The 25,202-nt window shown below is 69.4% G+C and carries 21 protein-coding genes; 13 read left to right on the top strand and 8 right to left on the bottom strand.

What is annotated here, in order from left to right; all coding sequences use genetic code 11:
- Positions 1 to 9: 9 nt before the first annotated feature.
- Both polA and VFV19_05400 read left to right on the top strand, forming a co-directional pair.
- Entirely contained in the window at positions 10 to 2,955 is a 2,946-nt protein-coding gene (gene polA / locus VFV19_05405; protein HEX4823725.1) for a DNA polymerase I, read from the top strand.
- A 40-nt stretch (positions 2,956 to 2,995) separates the two neighbouring features.
- Positions 2,996 to 4,069 carry an HD domain-containing phosphohydrolase gene (locus tag VFV19_05400; GenBank protein HEX4823724.1) on the top strand — a complete coding sequence of 358 codons (1,074 nt, stop codon included), beginning with the start codon at positions 2,996 to 2,998 and terminating at the stop codon, positions 4,067 to 4,069.
- Here the strand turns inward: VFV19_05400 and VFV19_05395 are convergent.
- Complete coding sequence (locus VFV19_05395; protein HEX4823723.1) at positions 4,066 to 6,360, bottom strand: HEAT repeat domain-containing protein; 2,295 nt, start codon at positions 6,358 to 6,360, stop codon at positions 4,066 to 4,068. The genes VFV19_05400 and VFV19_05395 overlap by 4 nt on opposite strands.
- A 98-nt stretch (positions 6,361 to 6,458) precedes the next feature.
- Here VFV19_05395 and VFV19_05390 point away from each other — a divergent pair, with 98 nt between their 5' ends.
- Both VFV19_05390 and VFV19_05385 read left to right on the top strand, forming a co-directional pair.
- Positions 6,459 to 7,196, top strand: a complete 738-nt coding sequence (locus VFV19_05390; GenBank protein ID HEX4823722.1) for an outer membrane lipoprotein carrier protein LolA — start codon at positions 6,459 to 6,461, stop codon at positions 7,194 to 7,196.
- A 17-nt stretch (positions 7,197 to 7,213) separates the two neighbouring features.
- Complete coding sequence (locus VFV19_05385) at positions 7,214 to 8,158, top strand: histone deacetylase (GenBank protein HEX4823721.1); 945 nt, start codon at positions 7,214 to 7,216, stop codon at positions 8,156 to 8,158.
- Here the strand turns inward: VFV19_05385 and VFV19_05380 are convergent.
- Together VFV19_05380 and VFV19_05375 are read right to left on the bottom strand one after the other, a co-directional pair.
- Positions 8,148 to 9,140: a hypothetical protein gene (locus VFV19_05380; protein ID HEX4823720.1), complete on the bottom strand. Its 993-nt coding sequence runs from the start codon at positions 9,138 to 9,140 to the stop codon at positions 8,148 to 8,150. The genes VFV19_05385 and VFV19_05380 overlap by 11 nt on opposite strands.
- Entirely contained in the window at positions 9,137 to 9,985 is an 849-nt protein-coding gene (locus VFV19_05375) for an MqnA/MqnD/SBP family protein (protein ID HEX4823719.1), read from the bottom strand. Before VFV19_05375 ends, VFV19_05380 begins: the two co-directional genes overlap by 4 nt.
- 52 nt (positions 9,986 to 10,037) lie before the next feature.
- Between VFV19_05375 and VFV19_05370 the strand changes: the two genes are divergently transcribed.
- Positions 10,038 to 11,210 (top strand): amidohydrolase, encoded by a 1,173-nt coding sequence (locus VFV19_05370; protein HEX4823718.1) that lies wholly within the window; start codon positions 10,038 to 10,040, stop codon positions 11,208 to 11,210.
- A gap of 59 nt (positions 11,211 to 11,269) precedes the next feature.
- Here the strand turns inward: VFV19_05370 and VFV19_05365 are convergent, their stop codons facing one another.
- From VFV19_05365 to VFV19_05355, 3 genes are all read right to left on the bottom strand, one after another.
- Complete coding sequence (locus VFV19_05365; protein HEX4823717.1) at positions 11,270 to 12,190, bottom strand: DMT family transporter; 921 nt, start codon at positions 12,188 to 12,190, stop codon at positions 11,270 to 11,272.
- Between the two features lie 82 nt (positions 12,191 to 12,272).
- Positions 12,273 to 13,934: a chaperonin GroEL gene (gene groL / locus VFV19_05360; GenBank protein HEX4823716.1), complete on the bottom strand. Its 1,662-nt coding sequence runs from the start codon at positions 13,932 to 13,934 to the stop codon at positions 12,273 to 12,275.
- 60 nt (positions 13,935 to 13,994) lie between these two features.
- Entirely contained in the window at positions 13,995 to 14,282 is a 288-nt protein-coding gene (locus VFV19_05355) for a co-chaperone GroES (protein HEX4823715.1), read from the bottom strand.
- 260 nt (positions 14,283 to 14,542) lie between these two features.
- Between VFV19_05355 and VFV19_05350 the strand changes: the two genes are divergently transcribed.
- Both VFV19_05350 and VFV19_05345 read left to right on the top strand, forming a co-directional pair.
- Positions 14,543 to 16,396 (top strand): AAA family ATPase, encoded by a 1,854-nt coding sequence (locus tag VFV19_05350; protein ID HEX4823714.1) that lies wholly within the window; start codon positions 14,543 to 14,545, stop codon positions 16,394 to 16,396.
- A complete protein-coding gene (locus VFV19_05345) occupies positions 16,393 to 17,055 on the top strand; it encodes a hypothetical protein (protein HEX4823713.1) in 663 nt (220 codons plus the stop codon). The genes VFV19_05350 and VFV19_05345 overlap by 4 nt, the downstream gene beginning before the upstream one ends.
- On the opposite strand, the gene VFV19_05340 is transcribed toward VFV19_05345, so the two are convergent.
- A complete protein-coding gene (locus VFV19_05340; protein HEX4823712.1) occupies positions 17,052 to 18,701 on the bottom strand; it encodes a S41 family peptidase in 1,650 nt (549 codons plus the stop codon). The genes VFV19_05345 and VFV19_05340 overlap by 4 nt on opposite strands.
- Before the next feature lie 139 nt (positions 18,702 to 18,840).
- Between VFV19_05340 and VFV19_05335 the strand changes: the two genes are divergently transcribed.
- From VFV19_05335 to VFV19_05320, 4 genes are read left to right on the top strand one after another with little or no spacing between them, the layout of a single operon-like run.
- The gene (locus VFV19_05335) at positions 18,841 to 19,221 is read left to right on the top strand and encodes a twin-arginine translocase TatA/TatE family subunit (GenBank protein HEX4823711.1); all 381 of its coding nucleotides are present in this window, start codon (positions 18,841 to 18,843) and stop codon (positions 19,219 to 19,221) included.
- Positions 19,196 to 19,948, top strand: coding sequence for a twin-arginine translocase subunit TatC (gene tatC, locus VFV19_05330; GenBank protein HEX4823710.1), 753 nt, complete (start codon positions 19,196 to 19,198; stop codon positions 19,946 to 19,948). Before VFV19_05335 ends, tatC begins: the two co-directional genes overlap by 26 nt.
- Positions 19,945 to 20,757, top strand: coding sequence for a lipopolysaccharide kinase InaA family protein (locus tag VFV19_05325; GenBank protein ID HEX4823709.1), 813 nt, complete (start codon positions 19,945 to 19,947; stop codon positions 20,755 to 20,757). The genes tatC and VFV19_05325 overlap by 4 nt, the downstream gene beginning before the upstream one ends.
- On the top strand, positions 20,754 to 21,077 hold the full coding sequence (locus tag VFV19_05320) for a hypothetical protein (GenBank protein HEX4823708.1): 324 nt from the start codon (positions 20,754 to 20,756) through the stop codon (positions 21,075 to 21,077). Before VFV19_05325 ends, VFV19_05320 begins: the two co-directional genes overlap by 4 nt.
- Here VFV19_05320 and VFV19_05315 read toward each other — a convergent pair.
- Entirely contained in the window at positions 21,074 to 22,177 is a 1,104-nt protein-coding gene (locus VFV19_05315; protein HEX4823707.1) for a glycosyltransferase family 9 protein, read from the bottom strand. The genes VFV19_05320 and VFV19_05315 overlap by 4 nt on opposite strands.
- A 59-nt stretch (positions 22,178 to 22,236) precedes the next feature.
- Here VFV19_05315 and VFV19_05310 point away from each other — a divergent pair, with 59 nt between their 5' ends.
- Both VFV19_05310 and VFV19_05305 read left to right on the top strand, forming a co-directional pair.
- On the top strand, positions 22,237 to 22,407 hold the full coding sequence (locus tag VFV19_05310) for a Trm112 family protein (protein ID HEX4823706.1): 171 nt from the start codon (positions 22,237 to 22,239) through the stop codon (positions 22,405 to 22,407).
- Between the two features lie 144 nt (positions 22,408 to 22,551).
- On the top strand, positions 22,552 to 25,200 hold the full coding sequence (locus VFV19_05305; protein HEX4823705.1) for a DUF4388 domain-containing protein: 2,649 nt from the start codon (positions 22,552 to 22,554) through the stop codon (positions 25,198 to 25,200).
- The last annotated feature ends 2 nt before the right edge of the window (positions 25,201 to 25,202 follow it).

The raw sequence follows: 25,202 nt of genomic DNA, 5'->3' as shown, positions 1-25,202 counted from the left end.
GTCCGGTCCGTGGACACGGTCTATCTCATCGACGGGACGTCGCAGCTCTTCCGCGCGTTCTTCGCCATCCGGAACCTCTCGAACGCCGAGGGGCTGCCGACGAACGCGGTCTTCGGCTTCACGTCGATGCTGCGAAAGCTGCTCAACGAAGAGAGGCCGGCGTTCGTCGGCGTCGCGTGGGATCTCGAGGGGCCGACCTTCCGGCACGATCGCTTTGCCGACTACAAGGCGCAGAGGCCGCCGCTCCCCGCCGATCTCCTGCCGCAGTTCGACTACGCGAAGGAGGTCTGCAACGGCTTCCGCATCCCGGCGCTCGAGCTTCCGGGGTACGAGGCCGACGACCTCATCGCGACCTACGCTCGGCTCGCGAGCGAGGCTGGGTTTCCGGTCGTCGTCGTGGCGTCCGACAAGGACCTGCTCCAGCTCGTCGGCGACGGGATCACGGTGCTCAACCCGTCGAAGGACCTGAGGCTCGACGCGGCGGGCGTGGCGGCGCAGTTCGGCGCGCCGCCGGATCGCGTGATCGACGTGCTGGGCCTGATGGGGGACGCCGTCGACAACATCCCCGGCGTTCCCGGCGTCGGGGAGAAGACGGCGCTCTCCCTGATCGCAGCGCACGGCGGCATGGAGGCGATCCTCGAGCGAGCGAAGCGGTTCGTTGCGGCGTTCGCGGCGAGGGACACGCTGCTCCTGGCGCTCGAAGCCGAGGGGGTCCCCCTCGATGCGCCGCGCGGCGCTTTCGTCGACGCTGCGAAGGCGCTCCTCGAGATCGACCGCGATCCGGATCTCCCGAAGCGCCTGCGTGAAGCGATCGAGCGTGCGTCGTTTCCGGGGGAGCTCACCGGCAAGGACCGCAAGGTGCTCGTCAAGGTCTTGAAGGATCTCGACAAGGGCTCGCAGCGGCGGACGTGGCAGGCGATCTCGGAGAACGCCCCGCAGGCGCTCCTCTCGCGCGAGCTGGCGACCGTCGATCGGAACGTTCCGGTGAGCTTCGATCCGGAGACGATGCGCGTCGGCGCCCCCGACCGTGAGCATCTCGCGACGCTGTTCAAGACGCTCGGGTTCCGGTCGCTCACCGCGGAGTTCTCCGATGTCGCGCCGAAAGCAGCCGTCGAAGCGGCGGTGGTCGCTGCCGCGGAGGGAGCGGCCGACTACACCGCGATCATGACCCTCGCCGATCTCGATCGCGCGGTCGCCGCGTGCCGCGCGGCTGGCCGGATCGCGGTCGACACCGAGACGAACTCGACCGATCCGATGCAGGCGAAGCTCGTCGGGATGTCGCTGTCGTGGGCACCGCGCCAGGGGGTCTACATTCCGATCGGGCACGCCTATCTCGGCGTGCCCGACCAGCTCGACCTCGACGACGTGCGACTGCGTCTCGCACCGCTGCTCGCGGATCCGTCGATCCAGAAGGTGGGGCAGAACCTCAAGTACGACAGCCATGTCCTACGCCGCCACGGGATGCAGGTCGCAGGGTGGGTGCTCGATACGATGGTCGCGGCGTTCCTCCTCGAGCCCGACCGGCAAACGTTCAACATGGATGCGCTCGCCGCGTACTACCTCGGCCACGAGACGATCAAGTACACGTCGCTCGTCGGCACGGGGGCCAAGCAGATCACGCTCGACCAGGTTTCGGTCGAGCACGTCGCGCAGTACGCCGCCGAGGACGCCGACGTCACGCGGCGTCTCGCCGACGTGCTTGCGCCCAAGCTCGTGTCGGCCGGCGTCGAGGAGGTCTGGAAGGCGATCGACGGGCCGATCCTCCCGATCCTCATCCGGATGGAGGCAGCGGGGATCCGCATCGACGTCGAGGCGCTGCGCTCCCTGTCCCGCGAGATGGACGTCGCGCTCGACCAGGAGCGCCGCGGCATCCACGCTCTCGCCGGCCGACCGTTCAACGTCGACTCGCCCAAGCAGCTCCGCGAGGTGCTGTTCGGCTCCCTGGGGCTCGCGACCGGCAAGAAGACAGCGAAGAGCGGAGAGTTCTCGACGGACGCGTCGACCCTGGAAGCGCTCGCCGAGGAGCACGAGATCGCCCGGCGCCTCCTCGCGTACCGCGAGCTGTCGAAGCTGAAGGGCACCTACGTCGATACCCTTCCGGGCCTCGTCAACCGCGAGACCGGCCGCGTCCACACGTCGTACCACCCGACCGGAGCGGCGACCGGGCGCCTGTCGTCGTCCGATCCGAACCTGCAGAACATCCCGGCGCGCTCGCCGGTCGGTCTCCGGATCCGGTCGGCGTTCGTCCCCGAGCCGGGCTGGACGTTCCTGGCTTCGGACTACTCTCAGGTCGAGCTGCGCGTCCTCGCCCACCTCTGCGGGGACGAGGGGCTCACCGCCGCGTTCCAGGCCGGGGAGGACATCCACCGCGTCACCGCGGCGAAGGTGTTCGGCGTCGCGCCCGACGCCGTCACCGACGACATGCGCCGGCGCGCCAAGGCGGTCAACTTCGGGATCCTCTATGGAATGTCCGAGACCCGTCTCGCGCGCGACCAGGGGATGACGCGCCCCGAGGCGCGCGCCTTCATCGCGGCCTACTTCGACCGCTTCAAGAACATCAAGGCGTACATCGAGGGGGTCCGCACCGAGGCGATGCGCGAGGGCCAGGTCCGGACACTGTTCGGGCGTCTCCGGGCGTTTCCGGCGCTCCGGAACCGCGGCCACCGCGGCGAGGTCGAGCAGGCCCTTCGGGCGGCGGTCAACACGACGATCCAAGGGACCGCGGCGGATCTCATGAAGCTGGCGATGCAGCGGGTCGACCGCGCGCTCGCCGAGAACGGGCTCCGGTCCCGCATGCTCCTCCAGGTGCACGACGAGCTCCTGCTCGAGGTGCCCGAGGACGAGATCGACACGGCCCGGGCCCTCGTGCGCGAGGCCATGGAGAACGTCCACCCGCTGCGGGTCCCGCTCGCGGTCGATCAGAAGACCGGAGGGGACTGGCGCGAGGTCACCTGAGCGGTTGCCCGGCTCCCCTTCAATACTTACACTACGCGCCGTGACCCGGCCCGCCCACATCGTCGTCACCGACGACGAGCCTTCGATCCGCGACGTGCTCGCGGAGGGGCTGACGTCGTTCGGCTACGAGGTCCGGCAGGCCGGCTCCGCGGGCGAGGCTTTCGAGCTCGTGCGCGCAGGCGGCGTCGACCTCGTCCTCTCGGACATCGACATGCCGGGCGAAAGCGGCCTCTCCCTCCTGAAGCGCATCAAGGAGCGGGACCCCGACGTCGACGTCGTCATGGTGACGGGCGTCGTCGACCTCGACGTCGCGATCGGCGCGATCCGGCAGGGCGCCGCCGACTACGTCGGAAAACCGTTCAACCTCGAGGAGGTGCAGATCGTCGTCGAGCGCACGCTCGAGAAGCGTCGCCTCATCAAGGAGAACCGCGAGTACCAGCAGACCCTCGAGCGCAAGGTCGAGGAGCGGACGCGCGAGCTCGAGGAATCGTACGAGAGCACCCTCGAAGCGATGATCACCGCCCTCGACTTCCGGGACAACGAGACGATGGGCCACTCACGGCGCGTCGTCGAGTACGCGGTGATCGTCGCGCGCACGATGGGGGTCGGCGAGCCCGAGCTGACCTGGATCCGCCGCGGCGCGATCCTGCACGACGTCGGGAAGATCGGCGTCTCGGACGCCATCCTGCTGAAGCCGGGGAAGCTCGACGCGGCGGAGTGGGAGGAGATGAAGCGCCATCCCGAGATGGGCTACCGGATGCTCAAGCACATCCGCTTCCTCGCCCCGGCTCTCGACATCGTCCACTGCCACCAGGAGCGCTTCGACGGCACGGGCTACCCGAGGAGTCTTCGCGGGGACGCGATCCCGCTCGGAGCGCGGATCTTCGCCGCCGTCGACACCTTCGACGCGATGACCTCCGACCGGCCGTACCGTGCGGCGCTGTCGATCCAGGCCGCGCGCGACGAGATCCGAAAGTTCTCCGGCACGCAGTTCGACCCCGAGGTCGCGTCGGCGTTCCTCTCGATCGACGAGGCGGTCTGGCTCGAGATCAGGAATCGCGTGCACCGCGACGCCATCGAGGAAGCCGAGGCCGCCCGCGCGTCGCACTCCTAGGGTGCCGCGGTTCCGTCCCCCTCGACGATCCGTACCGAGACCACGACGTCCGCCGGCATGATCTGCGCGACGATCTGCTTCATCCCCTGGGTCACGAGGCCGAACGAGGTGTAGCGCCCGTCGAGGTGCGGCTGCGCCGACAGCGTGACGAACCACTGGCTCCCCGCAGTGTCCTTCCCGTCCGACGCCATTCCGACGACACCCTCCGTGTAGGCGAGGGGGTTCCACTCGTCGCGGATCGCATAGCCTGGCCCGCCGAAGCCGTCGCCGCGCGGATCGCCGTCCTGGACGACGAAGTTGGGAACGACGCGGTGAACGATGCGGCCATCGAAGAACTTGCGGTTCGCGAGCTGCGCGAAATTGAACGCCGTCATCGGTGCGGCGTCGGCGTCGAGCGCGACCACGAATCGACCCGGGAGGGAGTCGATCCGCTGCATCGTGAAGACGGCCGCGTGCGGCTTCTTCGACCACTGCACGACCTTGACGTAGTCCTCGAGCGGCTTTTCGGTGTACGGCCCGATGTCGGACGTATGGTCCTCGCCGTAGACGTCCTTGATCCGCTCCGCCGCGCGGCGCCGGACGAGGACGTCGGGGTCGCCGAGGCCGCGGGCGAGCGCGGCGCGCGTGGCGTCGTCCTTTCCCGCTTTCGCCGCGGCGTCGAGGACCGCGAGCTTCGCGTCCGGGATCGAGTCCTTCGCCGAAGTCCCCCACAGTGTCTCGAGGTCGGCGAAGAGGTCGGCCCGCGTCTCCGCGGGCTCCTTCTCTTTCGGCGGTGCGGGTGGGGCGACCTCTCTCTTGGGCGGCAGGGACGTCTTCGACGGCACCGTCGGCTTCGGCGGCTTGACCTCGGCCGGTGGCTTGACCTCGGGCGGAGGCTCCTTCGCGATCTTCTCGAAGCGTGTCCCGACCGCTTCCGCCGCGGCGGCCCGCACGACCGGATCGGGAGCGGTGAAGAACGATGCGATCTGCTTCTTGAGCGGTCCCTCGGTCGCAGCGATGAGCGGGATCGCCGCCGCGGCAACCTGGGGCGCGGGATCGCCCATGAGCGCGGCGACGTCGTGAATCGCCCACGGATCGTGATGCCCGACGAGGATCGCCGCCGCGGTGGCGCGCATGAGCGGATCGGGGTTGTCGAGCATGCCCTTCACGATGGTCTCCGCCGATCGAGGGTCGGCCTGAGTCAAGGAGGTCAGCGCCGCCTGCCGGAGCCAGCTCCCGTTGAGCTTCATCACGATCTCGTTGAGCCGTTCGGCGGCCTGGGCGCCTCCGACCTTCCCGAACGACTCGAGCGCCGCTCGAGAGACGTGGAAGTCCTTGTCGGTGGCCGCGCGGTTGAGGTACGGCATGACCGGCACGCCGGGGAATCCGAGAGCCCGCACCGCGTTGACGCGGACCCGCGGCTCGCCGTCGCCGGAGAGGGCCCCGACGATCGCGAGCTCCTCGGGGGTCTGCGGGAACGAGAGGCCGCGTGCGGCCTGCATGCGCACCTCGGCATCGGGGTCGCTGACGTGAATGCCGAGCTCCTTGCGGATCCGTGCCCGGGAGGCGTCGGTGATGTGTCCGACCGCGGCGCCCGACGACGCCGGCACGATCCCCGATGACGCGAGCCGGGCGAGCGCGTAGGCGGCGTTGCGGCGGAACCCGATGTCGTCCGACGTCAGTGCCGTGAGAAGCGGGTCCAGGACCGGCTCCGCATCGGGGAGCTTCCAGGCGGCGAGCGCGGCGGCGGCGCGGACGTCGGAAGCGGGGTCGCCGAGGAGGGTGCGGACCGTCGCCGTGCTCGACGCGTCGTGGAGGCGGCCGAGCGCTTCCGCCGCGGCCGCGCGCACGCCGGTGTCGGAGTCGGCGGCGAGCCGTGTGAGGTCGGCGACGCTCGACGGTTGCGCGATGAGTCCCAGGGAGAAGGCGGCGACGGCGCGCACGTGCGGCACCGGATCGGCCGCGGCGTGCGCGGCGTCCGCTGCGGAGGCCGGCAACCCGATCTGGCCGAGTGCCAGGACCGCCGCGGCGCGAAGAGCTGGATCGTCGTCGCCGAGGGCCGCGCGCAGGTCGTCGTCCACCACGCGGCGGTCGGCGGCGCGCAGGATCTTCGCGCGCGTCAGCGTCGCGGCATCCGGTGGCGGCAACGGCTCGGCGGGCGCTGCCGGCGGTGCCGGCGGTGTCGGGGCCGCGGGCGCGGCTGCCGACGTGGACGCCGATGCGGCCGCGGTGCCGGATGGCGGGGCCTTGGGACAGGCGAACAACAGCGCGGTGCAACAGGCGACGAACCACGTCAAAGCCGAAACTCGCATGCGAGACCCCTCGAAGGAAGGCGAAATTATAGGCTTCGGCAGGATTCTTGACGCCCGCTGAGCACGCTGGTAGTTTCGCAGCGAGTCAGGAGACGCGGATGAATCAGCGTGTGACGGCGGGGGTGCTGGCCCTCGGTCTCTCTCTCGGAACCGCGTGGGCGAAGGAAAAGCCTCATGCGCCGCCGCCGGCTTCGGCCACGGCGCCCCAGGAAGATCTCGACGCCGTCCTGAACCGTTTCGACGCCGTTCAGGCTCAGATCCACACCCTGTCGGCCGAGTTCGTCCAGACCACGCGGAACTCTCTCCTCAAGCAGCCGATGGTGGCGCGCGGCGCGTTCTATCTGACCAAGCCCGACTCGGTCCGGTGGGAGTACACGTCCCCCGAGCCGATGCGGTTCGTCGTCTCCGAGGGGCAGTACACCGGCTACTTCCCGGAGCGTAAGCGCGCCGAGAAGCGCGACATCAAGCGCTGGAGCGAGCAGCTCTTCCGGTTCTTCGGTCTCGGTCAGGGCTCGAAGGACCTCGGCAAGTTCTACGGGATCGCCCTCGGCGCCCCGGATCCCGAGATGAAGGGCTCGTATCTCCTCGTGCTCACCCCGAAGAAGCGCCGGGTCAAGAAGAGCGTCGACGAGGTCAAGCTCTGGGTCGACACGGCCACGCTCCTGCCCCAGAGGATCGACTACATGGGGAAGGACGGGAACGAGCGAGAGATCCGTTTCGTCAACACGCGGTTGAACCCCGAGCTGGCCGCGGGGATGTACAAGGTCGACATCCCCTCGGACGTCCCGGTCACGGAAGGTTTCAGCGGCTTCGACGTCCAGTCCCGCACCCACTGACCGCCGGCGAGCCGGGGATGCGCCGGATCGGCCTCGTCTCAGACCCCGTCTTCGAGCGCCACGACACCGGCCCGGGGCACCCCGAGCGTCCCGCGCGGACCGCCGCGATTCGACGCGCCCTCGCCGCCGCGCGCCTGGACGAGCGCTGCATGACGATCGCGCCGGTCGCAGCGGACGACGAAACGCTGATCCGCGTTCACGATCCCGCGCATGTGCGGCGCGTCGACGCATCGGCGGCCTCCGGAGCGCGACTCCTCGATTCGATGGACACGGCGATCGGGCCCGAGAGCGCCGCCGTCGCCCGGCTCGCCGCGGGATCCGTGGCGGCGCTGGCGCGCGAGGTCGCCCTCGGCCGGCTCGACGCCGGTTTCGCGGTGGTCCGTCCTCCGGGCCACCACGCCGAGCGCGACCTCGCCATGGGGTTCTGCCTCTTCAACAATGTCGCCGTCGCCGCGGCGATGCTCCGCGCGACCTGTGGGGTGAAGCGCGTCCTCGTCGTCGACTGGGACGTCCACCACGGCAACGGCACGCAGCACCTGTTCGAGGACGATCCGGCGGTCTTCTACTACTCGTCGCACCAGATGCCGCTCTACCCCGGCACCGGCCATGCGACCGAGCGGGGCCGGAGCGCCGGCCTCGGCGCGACGCTCAACGTTCCGCTCCGCCCGGGAGACGGCGACGCGCCGTTCCTCGCGGCGCTCACCGAACGGCTCGTTCCCGCGATGGACGAGTACCGTCCCGACTTCGTGCTCGTCTCGGCGGGCTTCGACGCCCACCGCGCCGACCCGCTCGGGGGGCTCGCGGTGACGACCGAGGCGTTCGTCGCCGCGACGCGCGTCGTGCGCGGGATCGCCGAGCGTCATGCCGGCGGCCGGCTCGTGTCGATCCTCGAGGGCGGCTACGATCTCGAGGCGCTCGCCTCGTCGGCCGTCGCGCACCTCGGCGCCCTTCTCAGCGATTGATCCGGGCGAGAGTGGGCTCGCTCTGTCCGGCATCGACGGTCACCACGCCGGTCCCGGGCGGCAGCTCGCGCGACTTCACATAGGCGATCGCGACGACGAAGTCGCGGCCGGGGACCTGGGCGGCGCTCGTAATCGCCCCCACGTCCCTCCCGTCCCACCGCACGATCGCTCCCCGGGCCGGCATCGGTGCGCCTGGCGGCAGCTCGAGGCGGAGGAGCTCGCGGGAGACCTTGTCGTAGGTGTTCAGGCGGGCGATGACTTCCTGTCCGACGTAGCACCCCTTCGTGAAGCTCACGGCGTCGCGAAGGCCGGCCTCGAGCGGGTTCCGCTCTTCCGTCAACTCGGCGCCCATCGCGGGAAGGCCGTTGATGATGCGCCACGCCTCGTACGAGGACGGGTCGAGCACCGCGCCGCCCACGGACTCCGCGGCCTCGCGCACGAGCGCCAGGATCGTCCCGGCGTCGTCCCGCGTGCCGACGATCATCACGCCGTTCGCGTCGAACCCGTTCGTCCGGATGACGTGGACGGCGGCCGCGCCGATCGTGAACGGCGCGGCGCCGTAGGGGACGATCTCGGGAAGATTGGCGGCGAGCGCCGCCGCGCGCCACTCGGGTCCGACGACGGTGAACGCACAGGTCGACGGCGTACGGTCGACGACATCGAGGCGCTCCGCGAAGGTGAACTTGCGGAGGTGACCGAGGATCCGCTCCGCGGCGCCGGGGCTGCCCACGATGAGGACGCCTTCGGGCCCGAGATGATGGACGAAGAGACGCTCGACGATCCGTCCCTTGGCGCTCGTGAGGACGGTGAGCCGCCCGTCACCGGGGGCGAGCGCCTTCACGTCCCCCGTGCCGAGCCGGTGGAGGAGGTCGAGAATGTCGGGCCCCGTCGCGACGAGGCGCGCCAGCGGCGTGTCGTCGACGACCCCGCAGCGGGTGAGGGCGGCACCGAGGCGATCGTATGGATCCATCGGCTCGCTCACCCGACGAAGTCGACGGCCGGGAGAGAGGGGACGAGACCGGCCGCGGCCCCCTCGTCGAGGAACGCGCGGATCGCACGGCGCCCGCGCTCGCCGTAGTCGAGGGTGAGATCGTTCACGTACATCCCGACGAACCGATCGTTGAGCGGATCGCTCAGGCCGCGGCCGAAATCCTTCGCGTAAGCCAGCGCCTCTCCGCGGTGTGCGAGCGCGTAGGCGATCGAGCCGCGGTACATCGCCGTCAGCGAGCGCATCGTGCCGGCGCCGAGATCCTTGCGCACCGCGTTCCCGCCGAGCGGGAGGGGGAGTCCGTCGTGCGTTTCCTTCCACCAGGCTCCGAGGTCGAGGACCTTTTTCAGGCCGGCGGCGGCGTAGGTGAGCTGCCCCTCGTGGATCACGAGCCCGGCACCCGCCTGTCCGGACGTCACGGCGTCGAGGATCTGGTCGAATGGAACGACGACGAAGGGGAACTCGCGCCCCGTGAACAGGCGCAGCGCAAGGTACGCCGAGGTGAGCGTTCCCGGGATCGCGACCGTGACCCCGGCGAGGCCCGCCGGATCGAGCGGTTCCTTCGCGACGACGATCGGCCCGTAGCCGTCACCCATCGAGGCGCCGCACGACATGAGCGCGTACCGATCGGCGAGGTGAGCGTAAGCGTGGATCGAGACCGCGGTCACCTCGAGCTCGCCCACGAGCGCCCGCCGGTTCAGGCTCTCGATGTCCTCGAGCACCTGCTCGATCGCGTGGCCGCCGGTATCGACGAGCGACCGAGCGATCGCGTAATACATGAACGCGTCGTCGGGGTCGGGGCTGTGACCGATGCGAATCCGGCGTGTCAGGACGCTCACGTTTCTCTCCAGGGGGACGACGAATTATAGAATGCGCGGCGGGAGGGCCGCGATGACCGACGCGTTGAAGCGCCGCGTGGGGGAGTTGGAGCCGGCGATCGTCGGCTGGCGACGGGATCTCCACAGGTGCCCCGAGCTGGGGTTCGAGGAGCACGAGACCGGGCGCTACGTCGCACGGTGCCTCCGAGGATTCGACCTGGCGGTCCGGACGGGTGTCGCCAAGACTGGGATCGTCGCGGTCTTGAAGGCGAAGGCGCCCTCGGCACGTCCGGTCCTCCTGCGGGCCGACATGGACGCGCTCCCGATCGAGGAGACGGCCGGGCGTCCCTACGGCTCCTCACAGCCGGGAAAGATGCACGCCTGCGGGCACGACGGTCACATGGCGATGCTTCTCGGCGCGGCGGCGGTCCTCGCCGCCGAGCGCGAGCGCCTGACGCGCGACGTCGTCTTCTGTTTCCAGCCCGGCGAGGAAGGGTTCGGTGGCGCCGAAGCGATGATCCGGGAGGGGATCCTCGACGAGCACGGGGTCGCGGAGGCGTACGGCCTCCACCTCTGGTCCCAATTCCCCGTCGGGACGATCCAGGTCCGTCCCGGTCCCACGATGGCGGCCCAGGACGAGTTCGAGGCGACCCTCCGCGGTCACGGCGGCCATGGCGCCCTTCCGCACAAGGCGATCGATCCGATCGTCGCCGCGGCGTCGGCGATCCTCTCGCTCCAGACGGTGGTCTCGCGGTCGGTCGATCCGGTGCAGCCCGCCGTCGTGACCGTGGGCGCGCTGCACGCGGGGACCGCCGCCAACGTCATCCCGGACACAGCGAGCATGAACGGAACGCTGCGCAGCTTCGAGAGCGGCGTCCGCGAGACGCTGCGGCGGCGCGTGAAGGAAATCCTCGAGGGCGCCGCGCGTGCGGGGGGCTGCACGCTCGAGTACACGCTCCACGAGGGTTACCCGGCGGTCGTCAACGATCCGGCGGCGGTCGAGCGCGTGCGCCGCCACGCGTCTGCCGTCGTCGGACACGGAAAGGTCATCGAGCCCGACCCCATGGCCGCCGCCGAGGATTTCGCCTACTTCCTCGAGCGCGTGCCCGGCGCCTTCACGTTCATCGGCGCGGGAAACGCGGAGGCGGGAATCACGGCACCGCACCACTCGCCGCGCTTCGACATCGACGAGGCGGCGCTCCCGATCGGCACCGAGCTCCTCGCCCGCATCGCTCTAGGGGAATAACCAGAGGGGACAGCTTCCGAAACTCGAGCACTTCGAGTTTCGGAAGCTGTCCCCTCTGGTTAGTTCGCGGGCGCGGCCCGGCGTAGACCGGACAAACGCGGTGTGCCCAGAGCGAGATAGACGCCTGCGAAGATCAGCGCCGCGCCCATGACCGTGCGGAGCGTCAGGATCTCGTTCTGGAAGACGACGCCGAGGAACGCGGCGATGAGCGGCTGGAGATAGACGAAGAGGGCGACGAGCGACGCCTCGGCGCGGGCGAGCGTCCAGGAGATCAGGACGTACGCGCCGGCAGTCGGGAAGAGGACGATGAACGCGGCCCAGGCCCACGCCGTCCATGAGATCGTCGCGAACGGTGTCGTAACGAGCGCGCCGGCGCCGTAGAGAGCGATCGGGACCGCCCCGAACACGAACATCAGCGCGGTCGCGCCGACGGCGTCGACGCGGTGCATGGTCCGCTTCGAGATGACGAGGAAGAAGGAGTACGACAGCGAGTTCGTCATCGTCAGGAGATCGCCGACGAACGTTTCCGACGAGAACGAGGCGCGCTCGGGCCGGATGACGAGGAAGACGCCGCCGATTGCGAGGACGAGGGAGAGCGCTTTGGGCGTCGTCATGCGCTCGCGGCCGAGGAGCACGGCGAAGAGCAGAGTCCACGCCGGGATCAACGTGTTCATGATCGCCGAGTGGGTCACCGTCGTGCGCGCGAGCCCCTCGACGAAGCAGACCTGGTTGACGGCGACGCCGAAGATCGAAAAGACGGCGAGCAGGGCGAGGTCGCGCGGCGCTCTCGGCAGTCGCCGGCCGAGGAGGCGTACGACGGCGAGCAGGACGATCGCCGCGCCGACGATCCGGAGGACGACCCAGGCACGCGGCGTGATCTCGCGGAGGACGTACTTGCCGGCCAGGTAGTGGACCCCGAAGAAGATCTGGATGAGGGTCAGCGCGGCGAGGACGCGGGCGCGATCGTGCGAGGGGACCAAGCAGGCTCCAAAAAAAACGCCCGGCCCCGAAGGGCCGGGCGTGGAGTCTATGTCAACGGGCGCTCATCGCACCCGCTCGCGATCAGAAGTCGCCGCCCATCCCGCCGCCCATGCCGGGCGCGGCCATGGCCTTCTTCTCTTCGGGGATCTCGTTGATGAGCGCCTCGGTCGTGAGCATGAGGCTCGCGATCGACGCGGCGTTCTGGAGGGCCGAGCGCACGACCTTGGTGGGATCGATGATCCCCGCATCGTGCATGTTCACGAACTTCTCGTTCTGGGCATCGAAGCCCCAGTTGGCGCCCTTGGCCTTGTCGTCCTCGAGGCCCTTGACCTGGTTCACGATCACCGAGCCCTCGTAGCCGGCGTTGTTCGCGATCTGCCGGACCGGCTCCTCGAGGGCGCGCTTCACGATCTTGATGCCGATCGCGATGTCGTGGTTGTTCTTGTCTTCCTTCTTGGCGAGCTCGTCGAGCGCCGCGGTGGCGCGGACGAGAGCGACGCCGCCGCCGGGGACGATGCCCTCCTCGACGGCCGCCTTGGTGGCGTGCATGGCGTCTTCCACGCGCGCCTTCTTCTCCTTCATCTCGGACTCGGTGGCCGCGCCGACCTTGATCACCGCGACGCCGCCGACGAGCTTGGCGAGCCGCTCCTGGAGCTTCTCGCGGTCGTAGTCGGAGGTCGTCTCGTCGATCTGGGTGCGGATCTGCTTGACGCGGCCCTCGATCGCCTTCGACTTGCCGGCGCCCTCGACGATCGTCGTGTTTTCCTTGTCGATGACGATCTTCTTGGCGCGGCCGAGGTCCTCGAGCTTGACGTTCTCGAGACGGATGCCGAGGTCCTCGGTGATGCACTTTCCGGCGGTGAGGATCGCGATGTCCTCGAGCATCGCCTTGCGGCGATCGCCGAAGCCCGGCGCCTTGACGGCGGCGGCGTGGAGCGTCCCGCGGAGCTTGTTGACGACGAGCGTCGCGAGCGCCTCGCCCTCGACGTCCTCGGCGCAGATGAGGAGCGGCTTGCCGCTCTTCGCGACCTGCTCGAGGAGCGGGAGCAGGTCCTTCATCGAGGAGATCTTCTTCTCGTGGATGAGGATGTAGGCGTCCTCGAGGGCGACTTCCATCCGCTCCGGATCGGTGACGAAGTACGGGGAGAGGTAGCCGCGGTCGAACTGCATCCCCTCGACGACCTCGAGCGAGGTCTCGAGGCCCTTGGCCTCCTCGACGGTGATGACGCCGTCCTTGCCGACCTTCTCCATCGCCTGGGCGATGATCTCGCCGATCGACTCGTCGCTGTTCGCCGAGATCGTGCCCACCTGCGCGATCGCCTTGCCGGCGACCGGCTTGCTGAGCTTCTTGATCTCGGTGGTCGCGGTCTCGACGGCCTTTTCGATCCCGCGCTTGATGTCCATCGGATTCGATCCCGCGGTGACGGCCTTCACGCCTTCGCGGAAGATCGCCTGCGCGAGCACGGTCGCGGTGGTCGTGCCGTCGCCGGCGACGTCGCTCGTCTTGGACGCGACCTCACGGACGAGCTGCGCGCCCATGTTCTCGCGCGCGTCCTCGAGCTCGATCTCCTTCGCGACCGAGACGCCGTCCTTGGTGGACAGCGGCGATCCGAACTTCTTCTCGAGCACGACGTTGCGGCCCTTGGGGCCGAGGGTGATCTTCACGGCATCGGCGAGCTTGTTGACGCCGCGGAGCATCGCCTGACGGGCGTCCTCGGCGTAGCTGATGTTCTTCGCAGACATGTGGTTTAGAACCTCCAAAGAAGCGATCGCGTCGGATCGCCGGAAAGGGATAGAGAGGCGTTACTCGAGGATGCCGAGGACTTCGTCCTCACGGAGGATGACGTGCTCGTCGTCGTCGATCTTGATCTCGGTGCCCGCGTACTTGCCGAAGAGCACCCGGTCGCCGACCTTGACCTCGAGCGGAGTCCGCTTGCCTTCCTTGTTCACGGCGCCGGCGCCCACCGCGATGACCTTGCCTTCCATCGGCTTTTCCTTCGCGGTGTCGGGGATGATGATCGAACCCTTCTTCTGTTCCTTCTCTTCGATCCTCTTGACGAGAATCCGGTCGTACAGCGGCTTCATCTTCATGGCTCTCAGAACCTCCGAATGACCGTTAACTTACTTAAAATACATATATTAGGGACGCTCGTTAGCACTCGTTGCCCGCGAGTGCCAGCATCTTAGGATCGCCCCAGAAGGGTGTCAAGGCAGCCGGAACGCGCCCTGCGAAAAATCCCACCGAGTCAGTGGGGGTGATCGGCCTTCTATTCGGCATTGCGCCCACGCGAGGGTCGTGGCACCTACATTGAATGCGACCCGAGAGGGCAGCCGATCCCGGGAGGGAGCCGATGGACGAAGGCGCTCGTAAGCGAACGATCGAGGCGCTCGACGCCGAGACGCTCGAGGAGCGGCTGCGCGAAGTGGCCCGCCTCGCGACGGGAGCACGAGGCGTCGACGGGCTCGAGCTCAAGCACCTCGTCCGCGTTCTCACCGGGTGCTCGCTCCTTCTGACCGACGTCTACTCGGAGGACCGGATCGCGAGGATCATGCAGCCGGACCGGGCGCTGCTCTCGTCGCTCGTCGGGCAGCTCATCGAGGAGCAGCGGCGCGGGAGCGGCGAGGTTCTCTATCGCATCCGCCGCCTCCCCGAGGACGTTCGCGTCGTCGGTGACAAGGCCCTGTTCGATTTCGGATTCCTCGGCTTGCGGCGCGTCAAAGGCTACGAGCTCGGCGAGCTGGGCTCTCGAGCCTATCGTGCCGCCGGCGAGGCGCTGGAGCTCCTCGCGGAAGACCGCCGCCTGCGTGACTTCTTCAAGCAGAACAAGCTCCTCATGCTCCCGCTCGAGGACGAGGTCGGCTTCCTCCACCAGTGTGCCGACCGGTTCCCGCTCTACGCCGAGATCCTGCGTACCCTCCACGGCGAGGCGCCCGAGCGTCCGGCGCCGACGATCGATCTCAAGACGAACGTGCCGCTCATGGCCGCGGTCGCCGATGCCGTCCGGGAGACGGCTCCCGAGTCTCCGATCGTCGACTACGCCGCCTCGGCGCGCGGCGGCGCCGAGGACGGCGCGCTCTTCACGCGGGACGAGCTGCTTTCGGCCTACGAGCGGATGCTGCTCTTCGCGGCGCTCGACATCGACAAGCTGCGGGACGCCCTGAACGCGATGATCGTCGACCAGGAGGCGGCGGTGTCGGCGCTCGCCGACGAGTTCACGCTCGCCGCGTCCGGTACGCGCGACCTGCGGAAGCCTCCCGGTTACTTCCTCGTCGGTCCGACCGGTGTCGGGAAGAACCACCTCGTCGAGTGCCTGGGGCGCGTCCTCGAGGGCGCGTGGCGGGTCGACGTCCCGACGCTCACGATCGAGGGACCGAACTACACCTACCCGTCGGACATCAACGAGCTGCGCGGGGCGACCCGCGGATTCATCCGCTCGGACGAGGAAGGCTTGCTCGCGGCGTTCCACGAGCGGGCGTCGAAGTCGCCGGTCGCGATCATCCTCGTGGACGAGGTCGAGAAGGCGCACCCGCAGCTCCGGACGTTCTTCCTCTCGATCCTGGACCGCGGAACGACGACCGACAACAAAGGCCGTGTCCTCAACTTCGCGAACGCGCTCATCTTCTTCACGTCGAACCTCGGCTACAGCGAGCAGCAGCAGCGTGGGAACCCGATCGGCTACGCCGACGACGGGAGCCGGCAGGCCTCCGCGGACGCCGATGTCCGTTCGGACCTGAGGCGCGCGCTCTCGCCGGAGTTCGTGAATCGCGTGCGGCTCATCCACTTCGGCCGTCTCACCGAAGCGAGCGCCGAGCGCATCCTGGATCTCGAGTTCGAGCGGATCGCGCGGCGCTACCGCGACGTCCACGACCTCACCCTCCACCTCGACGGATCCGCCCGCCGGGAGCTTCTCGACCGCGGCTTCTCGCCGGTCTCGGGTGCGCGCCGCCTCGCGGCGACGCTCGAGAGCGTCTGCAACGTCGCGATCTCGCAGCGGATCCGCCAGGACGACCGCCGCCGTGCGGGGGACCGCGATTCGCTCGTCCAGTGGCTCCGCGGCCTGCGCGAGCACGCGCGCCCGTTCGACCCGAACGAGGTGCGCCGCGAGGTTCTGGCGCACGTCCGCGCGCGCCTCGACTACGCGAGCCTGAGGATCGCCTTCAGGGACGGGGCGTTCGTCTACGAGCCGGAGGACCGCCGCGGATGACGACGCTCGTCGACGCGATCGCGGGGAGCCTGAGGCGGACCTACGCGCTTCGCGCCCCGCTCTTGCCGGTCGGCCGCTATGTCATCGGCGACGCCGGCTTCAAGACGCTCTACGGCGAGCACCTCGCCGTCGCGCGCTCCGAAGGGGAGGGAGGGCGGCTCCTCCTCCGCGAGTCGGGGCCGGGCCTGCGCGCGTGCATCTACTTTCCCGACGCGATGATCCGCCACCTCGAGGCGCATCCGCCACAGCGGGCTCTCACCGACCGGAACGTCGACGCCTTCGCGGTGCTCGTCGAGGAGATCGATCACCTGCTCGTCGCCGCGGAGAGATTCCACGAAGGCCGACCCGTCACGCTCCTCGAGCTGGAGCTGCAGGCCAACGTGAGCAAGGACCTCGTGCTGTCGCACGTCCTGGCGCGGCAGCGGCCGGACGCGGGCGCCGGACGCCGCGTCTGGCTCCGCCACCACCTCTTCCACAAGCGGGAATACCGTGAGGAGCACGAGAGCCCGGGTACGAAGGCGCGCTACGACGACGCCGCGCGCTTCGCGATCCGCTTCCTCCGGGGCCTGGAGCGCGAGCCCGCCGGAAGACGGCTCGAGACGCTGAGACGCTTCCATCGAGCGCCTCTCTCGGCGAAGCTCGCGATGATCGAGGACTAGCTCGACGGAGACGACGCCTTCAGCTCGACCGGCGGCTTGTCCTGGCCCTTCTCTTCCTTCTCGCGGCGGCCGAGCTCGCCGGCCTGGGCGAGCTTCGCCGCCTCGTCGAAGACGGTGAGCGCCTTCTGGATCTGCGAGTCGCCTTCCGCCAGGACCTTGCTCTCCGCCTCGGCGCCCCACTTCACGCGGGCGATCTGCGAGCGCAGGCGAAGCTCCATCGGAGCGCGCGCGGCCTCGAGCTGCGCCGGCTCGTACTTGAACTGGTGCGCTCCGAGGAACGTGCGGAAGTCGTTCACGATAGTGTCGTCGGCGGCGAATCCGGGCTTGAGATCCGGGTGCGCGGCGACGTACTTGACCGCGTAGTCGAAGAAGAGATTGTCCCGGCGCATCTTCGAGAGGACGAGCGGCTCCTTCTCGCCGTGGACCGTGTAGTCGGGCGTGATCCCGCCGCCGCCGAAGACCGTGCGGCCGGAGTCGGTGCGCCGCACCTCGCGGCTCGTCGTCTCGGGGTTGGGAGCGGGCGCGTTGTCGTCGCCCAGCTCGCCTTCGAGGAAGTAGTCGTCGAGATCGGCGGAGTAATCGCGCTGGATGAGGCGGCCCGACGGCGTGTAGTACTTCGCCGTCGTGAGCGCGAGCGCCCCGCCGTCGCGCAGCGGGTAGACACGCTGGACGAGGCCCTTGCCGAACGTCGTCTCGCCGACGACGAGGCCGCGGTCGTGATCCTGGATGCAGCCCGAGACGATCTCGCTCGCGGAGGCCGAGCTGTGATCGACGAGCACGACGAGCGGGGCCTCCGTGCGGTGGTCGCCCTTCGCCGTGTAGTCCTGATCGGACCCGGCGATGCGCCCGCGCGTGTAGACGACGAGCTTGCCCTCGGGGATGAACCGGCTCGCGACGCCCACCGCCTGATCGAGCAGGCCGCCGGGGTTGCTGCGGAGGTCGATGATCAGCCGCGTCATCCCCTGCGTCTTGAGCTTGCCGATCGCGTCGTCGAGCTCGGCGGTCGTCGTGCTCGTGAAGTTCGAGATGCGGATCAATCCGACATTCGGCTTCACCATGAACGCGTGCGCGATGCTGTGCGTCGGGATCTCGTCGCGCATGAGCGACACGTCGAACGCGGCGTCTTCGCCGGGGCGCTGGATCGTGATCGTGACCTTCGTGCCCTTCTCGCCCTTGAGCTTGCGCACCGCGTCTTGCACGGTGAGGCCGCTCGTGTCCTGGCCTTCGATCTTGGCGATGACGTCGCCCGGCTGGAGACCGGCCTTCGCGGCGGGGGTTCCGTCGATCGGCGCGATGATCGTGAGCGGCTTGTCGGGGCCGCGCTTGCTGATCTGGATACCGAGGCCGTAGAACATGCCGCGCTGCTCGTCGCGCATCTCCGAATAGGCCTCGCGGTTCAGGTAATTGCTGTGGGGATCGAGCGTGTGCAGCATCCCCTGGATCGCGTCCTCGACGAGCTCCTCGGGCTTGGCCTTCGCCACCGAGTCGTCCTCGACGAGGGCGAGGATGTGTCCGAACGTTCGCACGGGGGCGGCGGCCTTGTCCGCGTCGGCCACCGCACGGCCGGAGAGCAGCCCGCCCAGCAGGCAACCTCCACCGAGAAAGAGGACGGTCCATCCGACTGTACCGCGCGTCGATCGGCTCATCTGGTTTACTCCATCACTCCTTAGGTTGGGAGCCACAAAAGTATAGGGTGACGTCCTACCCGCGGCAATGACTTCGAGTCAATCCGCTTCGCACCGACGTTTCTTGACACCCTCCTTGCCCGAGGATAGCCTCCGGATCGTGTTCGGCTCTCTGGGCGGCTCCGAGGTCATCCTCCTTTTCGTCATCGCGCTCCTCCTCTTCGGACCGCGAAGGCTCCCCGAAATCGGCCGGACTCTGGGCAAAGCGATGGCCGATTTCCGCCGCGCGACGAACGAGTTCAAGACGAGCCTCGAGCGCGAGGTCGAGCTCGACTCGCTCAAGGAGACCAAGCGCGCGATCGAGAGCACGGCGCGGCCCGACACGCTCGCGCGCGGAATGATCGCCGACGTCGTCGCCGCGACGACCCTTACTCCCGAGGATTCCCGGAAAGCGCCGGAAACGACGGAGGCTCCGGAAACCGGAGCCAAACCCGAAGCCTCTCCGGCGGCGAGCGATGGCGGACCCGACACCGTCCACTGAGAAATCGATGGGGTTCCTGGAGCACCTCGACGAGCTGAGGTCGAGGCTGTTCCGCATCGCCATCGTCTACCTCGCGCTCATGGCGCTCTGCTGGTTCGTCTCCGACCGCATCCTCGAGTTCCTCATGCGGCCGATCAAGCAGCACATGTTCGCGGGAGGTGACATCATCTTCATCTCGCTCACCGAGCCGTTCATGGTCTACATGAAGGCCTCGGCGATCGGGGCGCTCTTCCTCGCGGCGCCGATCATCCTCTGGCAGCTCTGGGGGTTCGTCGCGCCGGGGCTCTACCGGGGGGAGCGGCGCGCAGGCGTCGTCTTCATCGTGCTCGGCACGGCGTTCTTCCTGGCGGGCGGCGCGTTCGGCTACTACGTCGCGCTGCCGGCGTGCGCGAGCTGGCTCCTCTCGCTCGGCGGACAGTTCAAGGCGCAGCTCACGCTGGAATCGGCGTTCGAGTTCGAGAACAAGATGCTGCTCGGGGCCGGCGCCGTGTTCGAGATGCCGGTCGTCATCCTCATCCTCGCCCGGTTCGGCATCATCACGCCGGGCTTCCTCTGGCGGCACTTCCGCATCGCCATCATGGTCATCGCGATCGTCGCGGCGGTCGTCACCCCCTCGGGCGACGCGCTCACGATGTCGATCTTCGCCGCGCCGATGATCGTGCTCTACCTCCTGGGCATCGCGTTCGCCTGGCTCGCGTCGCGGAACAAACCGGAGAAGGCGCGGTGAGCGGCGGGTGGCCCGAGCCGCCCGCCGGCTTCACGCGACGTGACGACGAGAGACGGGCGCTCTACGCGGACTCGGCAGCGCTGACCGCCGTCCTCGGCGCCGGTCTCGACCGCGAAGAGACGTGGGAGCGTGCGCTTTCCGCTCCCGTCGCGGGAGGGCGCCGCGGAACAGCCATCCTCGGGGATTGGCGCCTCAAAGCGCTCGGACGCGGAGGCGTTCTGGGAGCGATGTGGCGTGACCGGTACCCGGGCGTTTCACGACCGGTCTCGATCTTGCGCGCGACCGTCGAGGCCGCCGCCCGCGGCGTGCCGACGGCGGCGGCGGTCGCGCTCCTCGTCACCCTCGGCCCCGGACGCATGGCGCGCGGATTCTTCGCCGTACGCGAGCTCGACGGGTTCGAGGACATGGGGTCGCGCGCCCGCCGCGGGACGCTCGACGAGCACGCGCTCGCGGCGGCGCTCGCCGCGGTGCGCGCGATGCACGACCACGGCGTCATCCACCCGGACCTCAATCTCGGCAACGTGCTCGTCCGCGAGACTGCGGTCGCGATCATCGACTTCGATCGCGCGCGCTTCCTCGACGGAGGGGCGCCGTTCGCGGAGCGGCAGGCGGCGATTCGCCGGCTCGAGCGCTCGTGCGCGAAGATCACGGGGTGCGCCGGAGCGCTCGGCCCCGGCTCCGAGCCCCTCTGGTACGAGCTCTATGCCGGGGACGACGCGAGCTTGCGCGCCAGGCTCGAGCGCGGGCGCGCCGTCGGGCGGCTCGCGCTCGCCGCTCACCGTGCGCGCTGGAGGATCACCGGAACATGACGAAGGGATCCCGCCTCGAGGCACTGAAGGCGATGGTGGCCAAGATGCCGGACGACCCGCGCGCCCGTTACTTCCTCGCGCACGAGCTGTTCCGAATCGAGGCGTTCCCGGAAGCTGCGGCCCAGTACGAGGCTTACGTGGCACTCGCCCCGGGCGACGAAGGAGCGGCGCTCAAGAGCCTGGGTCTTTGCCGCGAGCGGACCGGCGAGCGTGCGGCAGCGGCCGACGCCTACCGGCGTGGGATCGACGTCGCGCTCGCGAACGGGCACGACGGTCTCGCCGCCGAGATCCGGTTCCTCCTCGACGCGCTCGACGACTAGGCACGGACGGCGAGGACTTCGCCGACGGCCGGTCCGACCACTTCCGGAGCGAGTCCATCGAAGCCGCCGGCGACACGATCCTTCGCCTTGATGCCGGTGTAGGTCCTGCCCGGCGGGGAGAGCGCCGCGAACGGGACGTTCCAAGGCGAGTTCACGAGCGGATCGGTCGGCCCGTACAGGCCGACGACTGGGCAGCCGACCCCGCACGCGAGGTGGAGGGGTCCGGTGTCGCCGCCCACGAAGAGCTTCGCACCGCGTAGCAGCGCGGCGAGCGTGAGGAGCGACGTCGCGGGCGCGATCGATACGCGCCCGCCGGCCGCCGCGGCGACCGCGCGCGCGTCGTCTTCCTCGCCCGGCCCGGCCGCGACGACCGGCACCACGCCGCTCCGCTCGAGCGCCGCGGCGGCGGCCGCGAAGAGCGCCGCGGGCGGCTTCTTGTACGCCTGGCGCACACTCGCGCCGGGACCGAGAACCGCGTAAGGGCGCGGCGCGCCCGGTAAAGCGGCCGCGATGTCGGCGGCCGCACGCGCATCGGAACGAGGGATCGAGAGACCTGCGTCGGGAACCGGACGGACGGGGAAGCCGAGCGCGCGCACGAGGTCGAGGTTCCGCTCCATCCGCGGCGTGCGCCGGTCGCCCGGCGGGACGCGATGGGTCGTGAACAGCCTGTTGCCCTCCTTCTGCTGGTGGCCCGCGTACCCCAGCCGCACGTCCGCCCCCGACCAGCGGCCGATGAGACCGGCCCGCAAGTCGCCGTGAAAATCGAGGACCAGGTCGGCGTGGAGGCCGCGCACGCGCCCCAAGAGCTCGCGCGTGAGGTTCGCGGCGCCGGGCCAGCCTCCCGGGGAACGGACCAGGCGGCGCAGGCGGCCGCGAGGAAGGTGGACGACCTCGTCGATCTCCTCGTTCGCTTCGATGATCTCGGTCCAGGGCTCCCAGGCGACCCAGCAGATCCTGGCGTCGGGGAGCGCGAAGCGCACGAGCCGGACCGCGGGGAGCGTGCGCACGATGTCGCCCATCGCCCCGAGCCGGATGACGAGGACCGTCAGCCCGCGGCCGCCTTCGCGGAGGCGCTCGTCCAACGCGCGGATGCCGAGCATCGGCGCAGTATAGGTTGGGGGTTTTGCGTCGCGGCCGTCGTTCGTTGTATACAGCGCTCATGACACTCGACGCTCGGCTCAAGGAGATGCTCCGTTGTCCGGCCTGCAAGGGGACGCTCCGCCTGCTGCCGGCGGAAGACGGGCTGGTCTGCGATGCGTGCGCCCGCCTCTACGCGATCGAGGACGGGATTCCGGACATGATCGTCGAGAACGCGCGGCCGTCCCGCTAGCCGTCCTCAGCCCTTTCCGGGCTTTCCTTGACCGCTTTCGTAATCGGACTAAGTTTACGAAGCGGGGTAGGACTCCCCAGCGGTCCGGGATTCCCAGGCACGGGTCGGGGTCCGCTGATCGGGTGTTCCGCCGGCGGGACGCGCATGGATGGAAGCAACGGATCTCGGCTCCCTTCGAGCCTGCTCAGCGGGCGGCTGCAGGGGATCAGTGTTCCCGATCTCCTCTGGGACCTCTGCCGCCATCGTTCGACCGGGGTGCTGCACATCGGCACGCGAGGGATCACGAGGAAGGTCTACATCGACGCCGGACGGATCGTCTTCGCGGCGTCCTCGGACCCCAACGACCGGTTGGGTGAGCTGCTCCTCCGCGAAGGGGTGGTGACGCTCGACCAGCTCGAGCGCGCGATCATGCGCCTGTCGGGCGGGAAGCGGTTGGGAGCGATCCTCGTCGAGTCGGGCCATCTCTCGCCGGAGAACCTCGTCCGCGGGGTCCTCAACCAGGTCAAGGCGATCGTCCTCGGTCTCTTTCCGTTGGAGGACGGCGACTACGCCTTCGCCGAAGGGCCGTTGCCGACGGAAGAAGTCGTCACCCTGAACATGAGGACCGCCGAGGTCCTCCTCCAAGGCATCCGTCAGATCCGGTCCTTCAGCCGGATCCGCAAGAGCGTCGGCTCGCTCCAGACCCGTTACCGTCTCGACGCGGGCTGGGCCTCGCAGCTCGATGGTCTCGAGATCAGGGACGGCGAGCGTGTGCTCCTCCAGCACCTCGAGGCGGCGCCCGCCGCCGGCATCTCGATCGACGGCCTCTGCCGCGAGGTCTTCCTCTCGAACTACGAGCTGTACCAGGCGCTCTGGGCGTTCCGCATCCTCGGCATCGTTCACGAGGTCGACCGCCCGGCGGATGCGCCCTCGCGCCAGGCGACCGACGGACGGCTCGATCGCGTCGGTCTTCCGGAGCTGCTCGTCAGGCTGAGCGGCGAAGGCGTCACGGGCGTCCTCCGCGTCACGCGCGGAACGCTCGAGCGCACCCTCCACATCAAGGAGGGGATGTGCATCTTCTCCACGTCGAGCTCGATCGACGACGGTCTCGTCGCTTACCTCCTCCGCCGCGGCGTCATCTCGCTGCGCGATCGTGAGGAAGCCGCGCGGCGCCGGCTCTCGAACAAGCGCATCGGGACGATCCTCCTCGAGATGGGCGTCATCGACGAGAGCGACCTTCGCACCTCCGTGCGCGAGCAGCTCTCCGAGATCGTGTTCGACACGTTCCGCTGGGACGAGGGCGACTGGTCGTTCGCAGCCGGTGAGCTGCCGACGATCGAGGAGATCACCCTTCACCGGAGCGTCGAGGATCTCGTCTTCGCGGGCGTCCGCCGCGTCACGTCGTGGACGCGCGTGCGGGACGGGTGCGGCGGCCTCGGCGCCCGCCTCGTCCTGAAGCCGCAGTACCTGGCGGTCCTCGACCGCATGAGCGTCGGTCCCGAGGAGTGGGAGCTGATCTCGCTCCTCAAGACGCCGAAGTCGGTCGTCGAGGTTTGCCGCGAGAGCGTGCTCGGCGACTTCCGCTCGTGTCAGATCCTCTGGGCGCTCCGCCTCCTCGGCGCCATCGGCGAGGCGGCTCTCGAAGCCTCCGTCGACGCGATCCTCACGCCGGCCGATGCGCCGGTGGCGACGCCGGTCGAAGCGCCCATCGAAGAGCCGGAGGTCGCCGCCGTCTCGGAGACCGCCGGAGACCCGCAGCCGGTCCCGCTCTCGGCCGCGGACGAAACGGCCGAGATCGTCTCCGAGCCGTGGCGGCTCGCCGCGGAGAAGCCACCCGAGGGCTACCGTCCGCGGATGCCGGAGCCGGAACCGGAGCCCGAGATCGAGAGCGAGGCCGTCTTCGAGACGCAGCCCGAGCCGCCGCCCGCGGTCGAAGAGATCCCCTACGAGGCTCCCGCCCTCGACGAGACCATGCACGAGCCGCCCACGATCGAGATGCCCCAGGCGGCCGCGCCGCAGTCGGAGCCGCAGCCGGAGCCCGAGCCCGAGCCGGCGGTGGCGGCCGACGACGGCCTGCCTCGGTTCGAGCTGGGCGCGCCCGGCACCGGGCTCGAGGACATGAAGGTCGACATGCGCCCGGCCGATGCGCCACGCGAATTCGAGGTGGACGCTCCGGGGGCGGCACCGCTGCCCGAGCCCGAGCCGGTCGCCGCCGCTCCCGAGGTCGAGCCCGAGCCAGAGCCGTCGGCGTCATTCGCCGACTTGGCCGCGGAGATCCAGGCCTCGGCGCTCGAAGCGGGCCACACGATGCGCATCTCGCCGGAAGAAGTCGACGCCGCATTACGGCCGCAAGTTCCGGCCCCGGCCTCGACCCCGGCTCCCGCGCCAGCCATCGTCACGGCGGAGGCACCTCCTGTCGAGATGCCGGTCGCGCCGGAGCCTGAACCGGTACCGCCCGGGCCTGCCTGGGATCCTCCCGCCGCGCTCGAAGGGGAGATCGCCGGCTTCAACGCGCGTCACGTCATCCTGTTCCGCGCCCTCCGCACCGAGGTCGGCGCGGGGGCCGCGAACTTCGTGCGGTCGTGCCGCGCCTCGCTCGCGAACGGCTACTCCGAGATCTTCGCGACCGCCGAGCTCAGGGCCGACGGCTCCTGGGACCCGGAGGCTCTGCGCAAGGCGATCGTCGAGCGCCGTCTCGACGACGCGGGATCGGCGTTCCGTCAGCTCCTCGAGCGCGAGATGGATCGCCTGCGGGTCCACCTGGGCGAGAAGCGCGCCACGGCGATCGCCGGACAGCTCGCAGCGATTCCGTAGCG

Source organism: Candidatus Polarisedimenticolaceae bacterium (assembly GCA_036275915.1).
In the GTDB taxonomy this organism is placed as follows: domain Bacteria; phylum Acidobacteriota; class Polarisedimenticolia; order Polarisedimenticolales; family DASRJG01; genus DASRJG01.
Note: the sequence above shows the minus strand (reverse complement) of the source record. Positions and strands in the feature narration are given on the sequence as shown.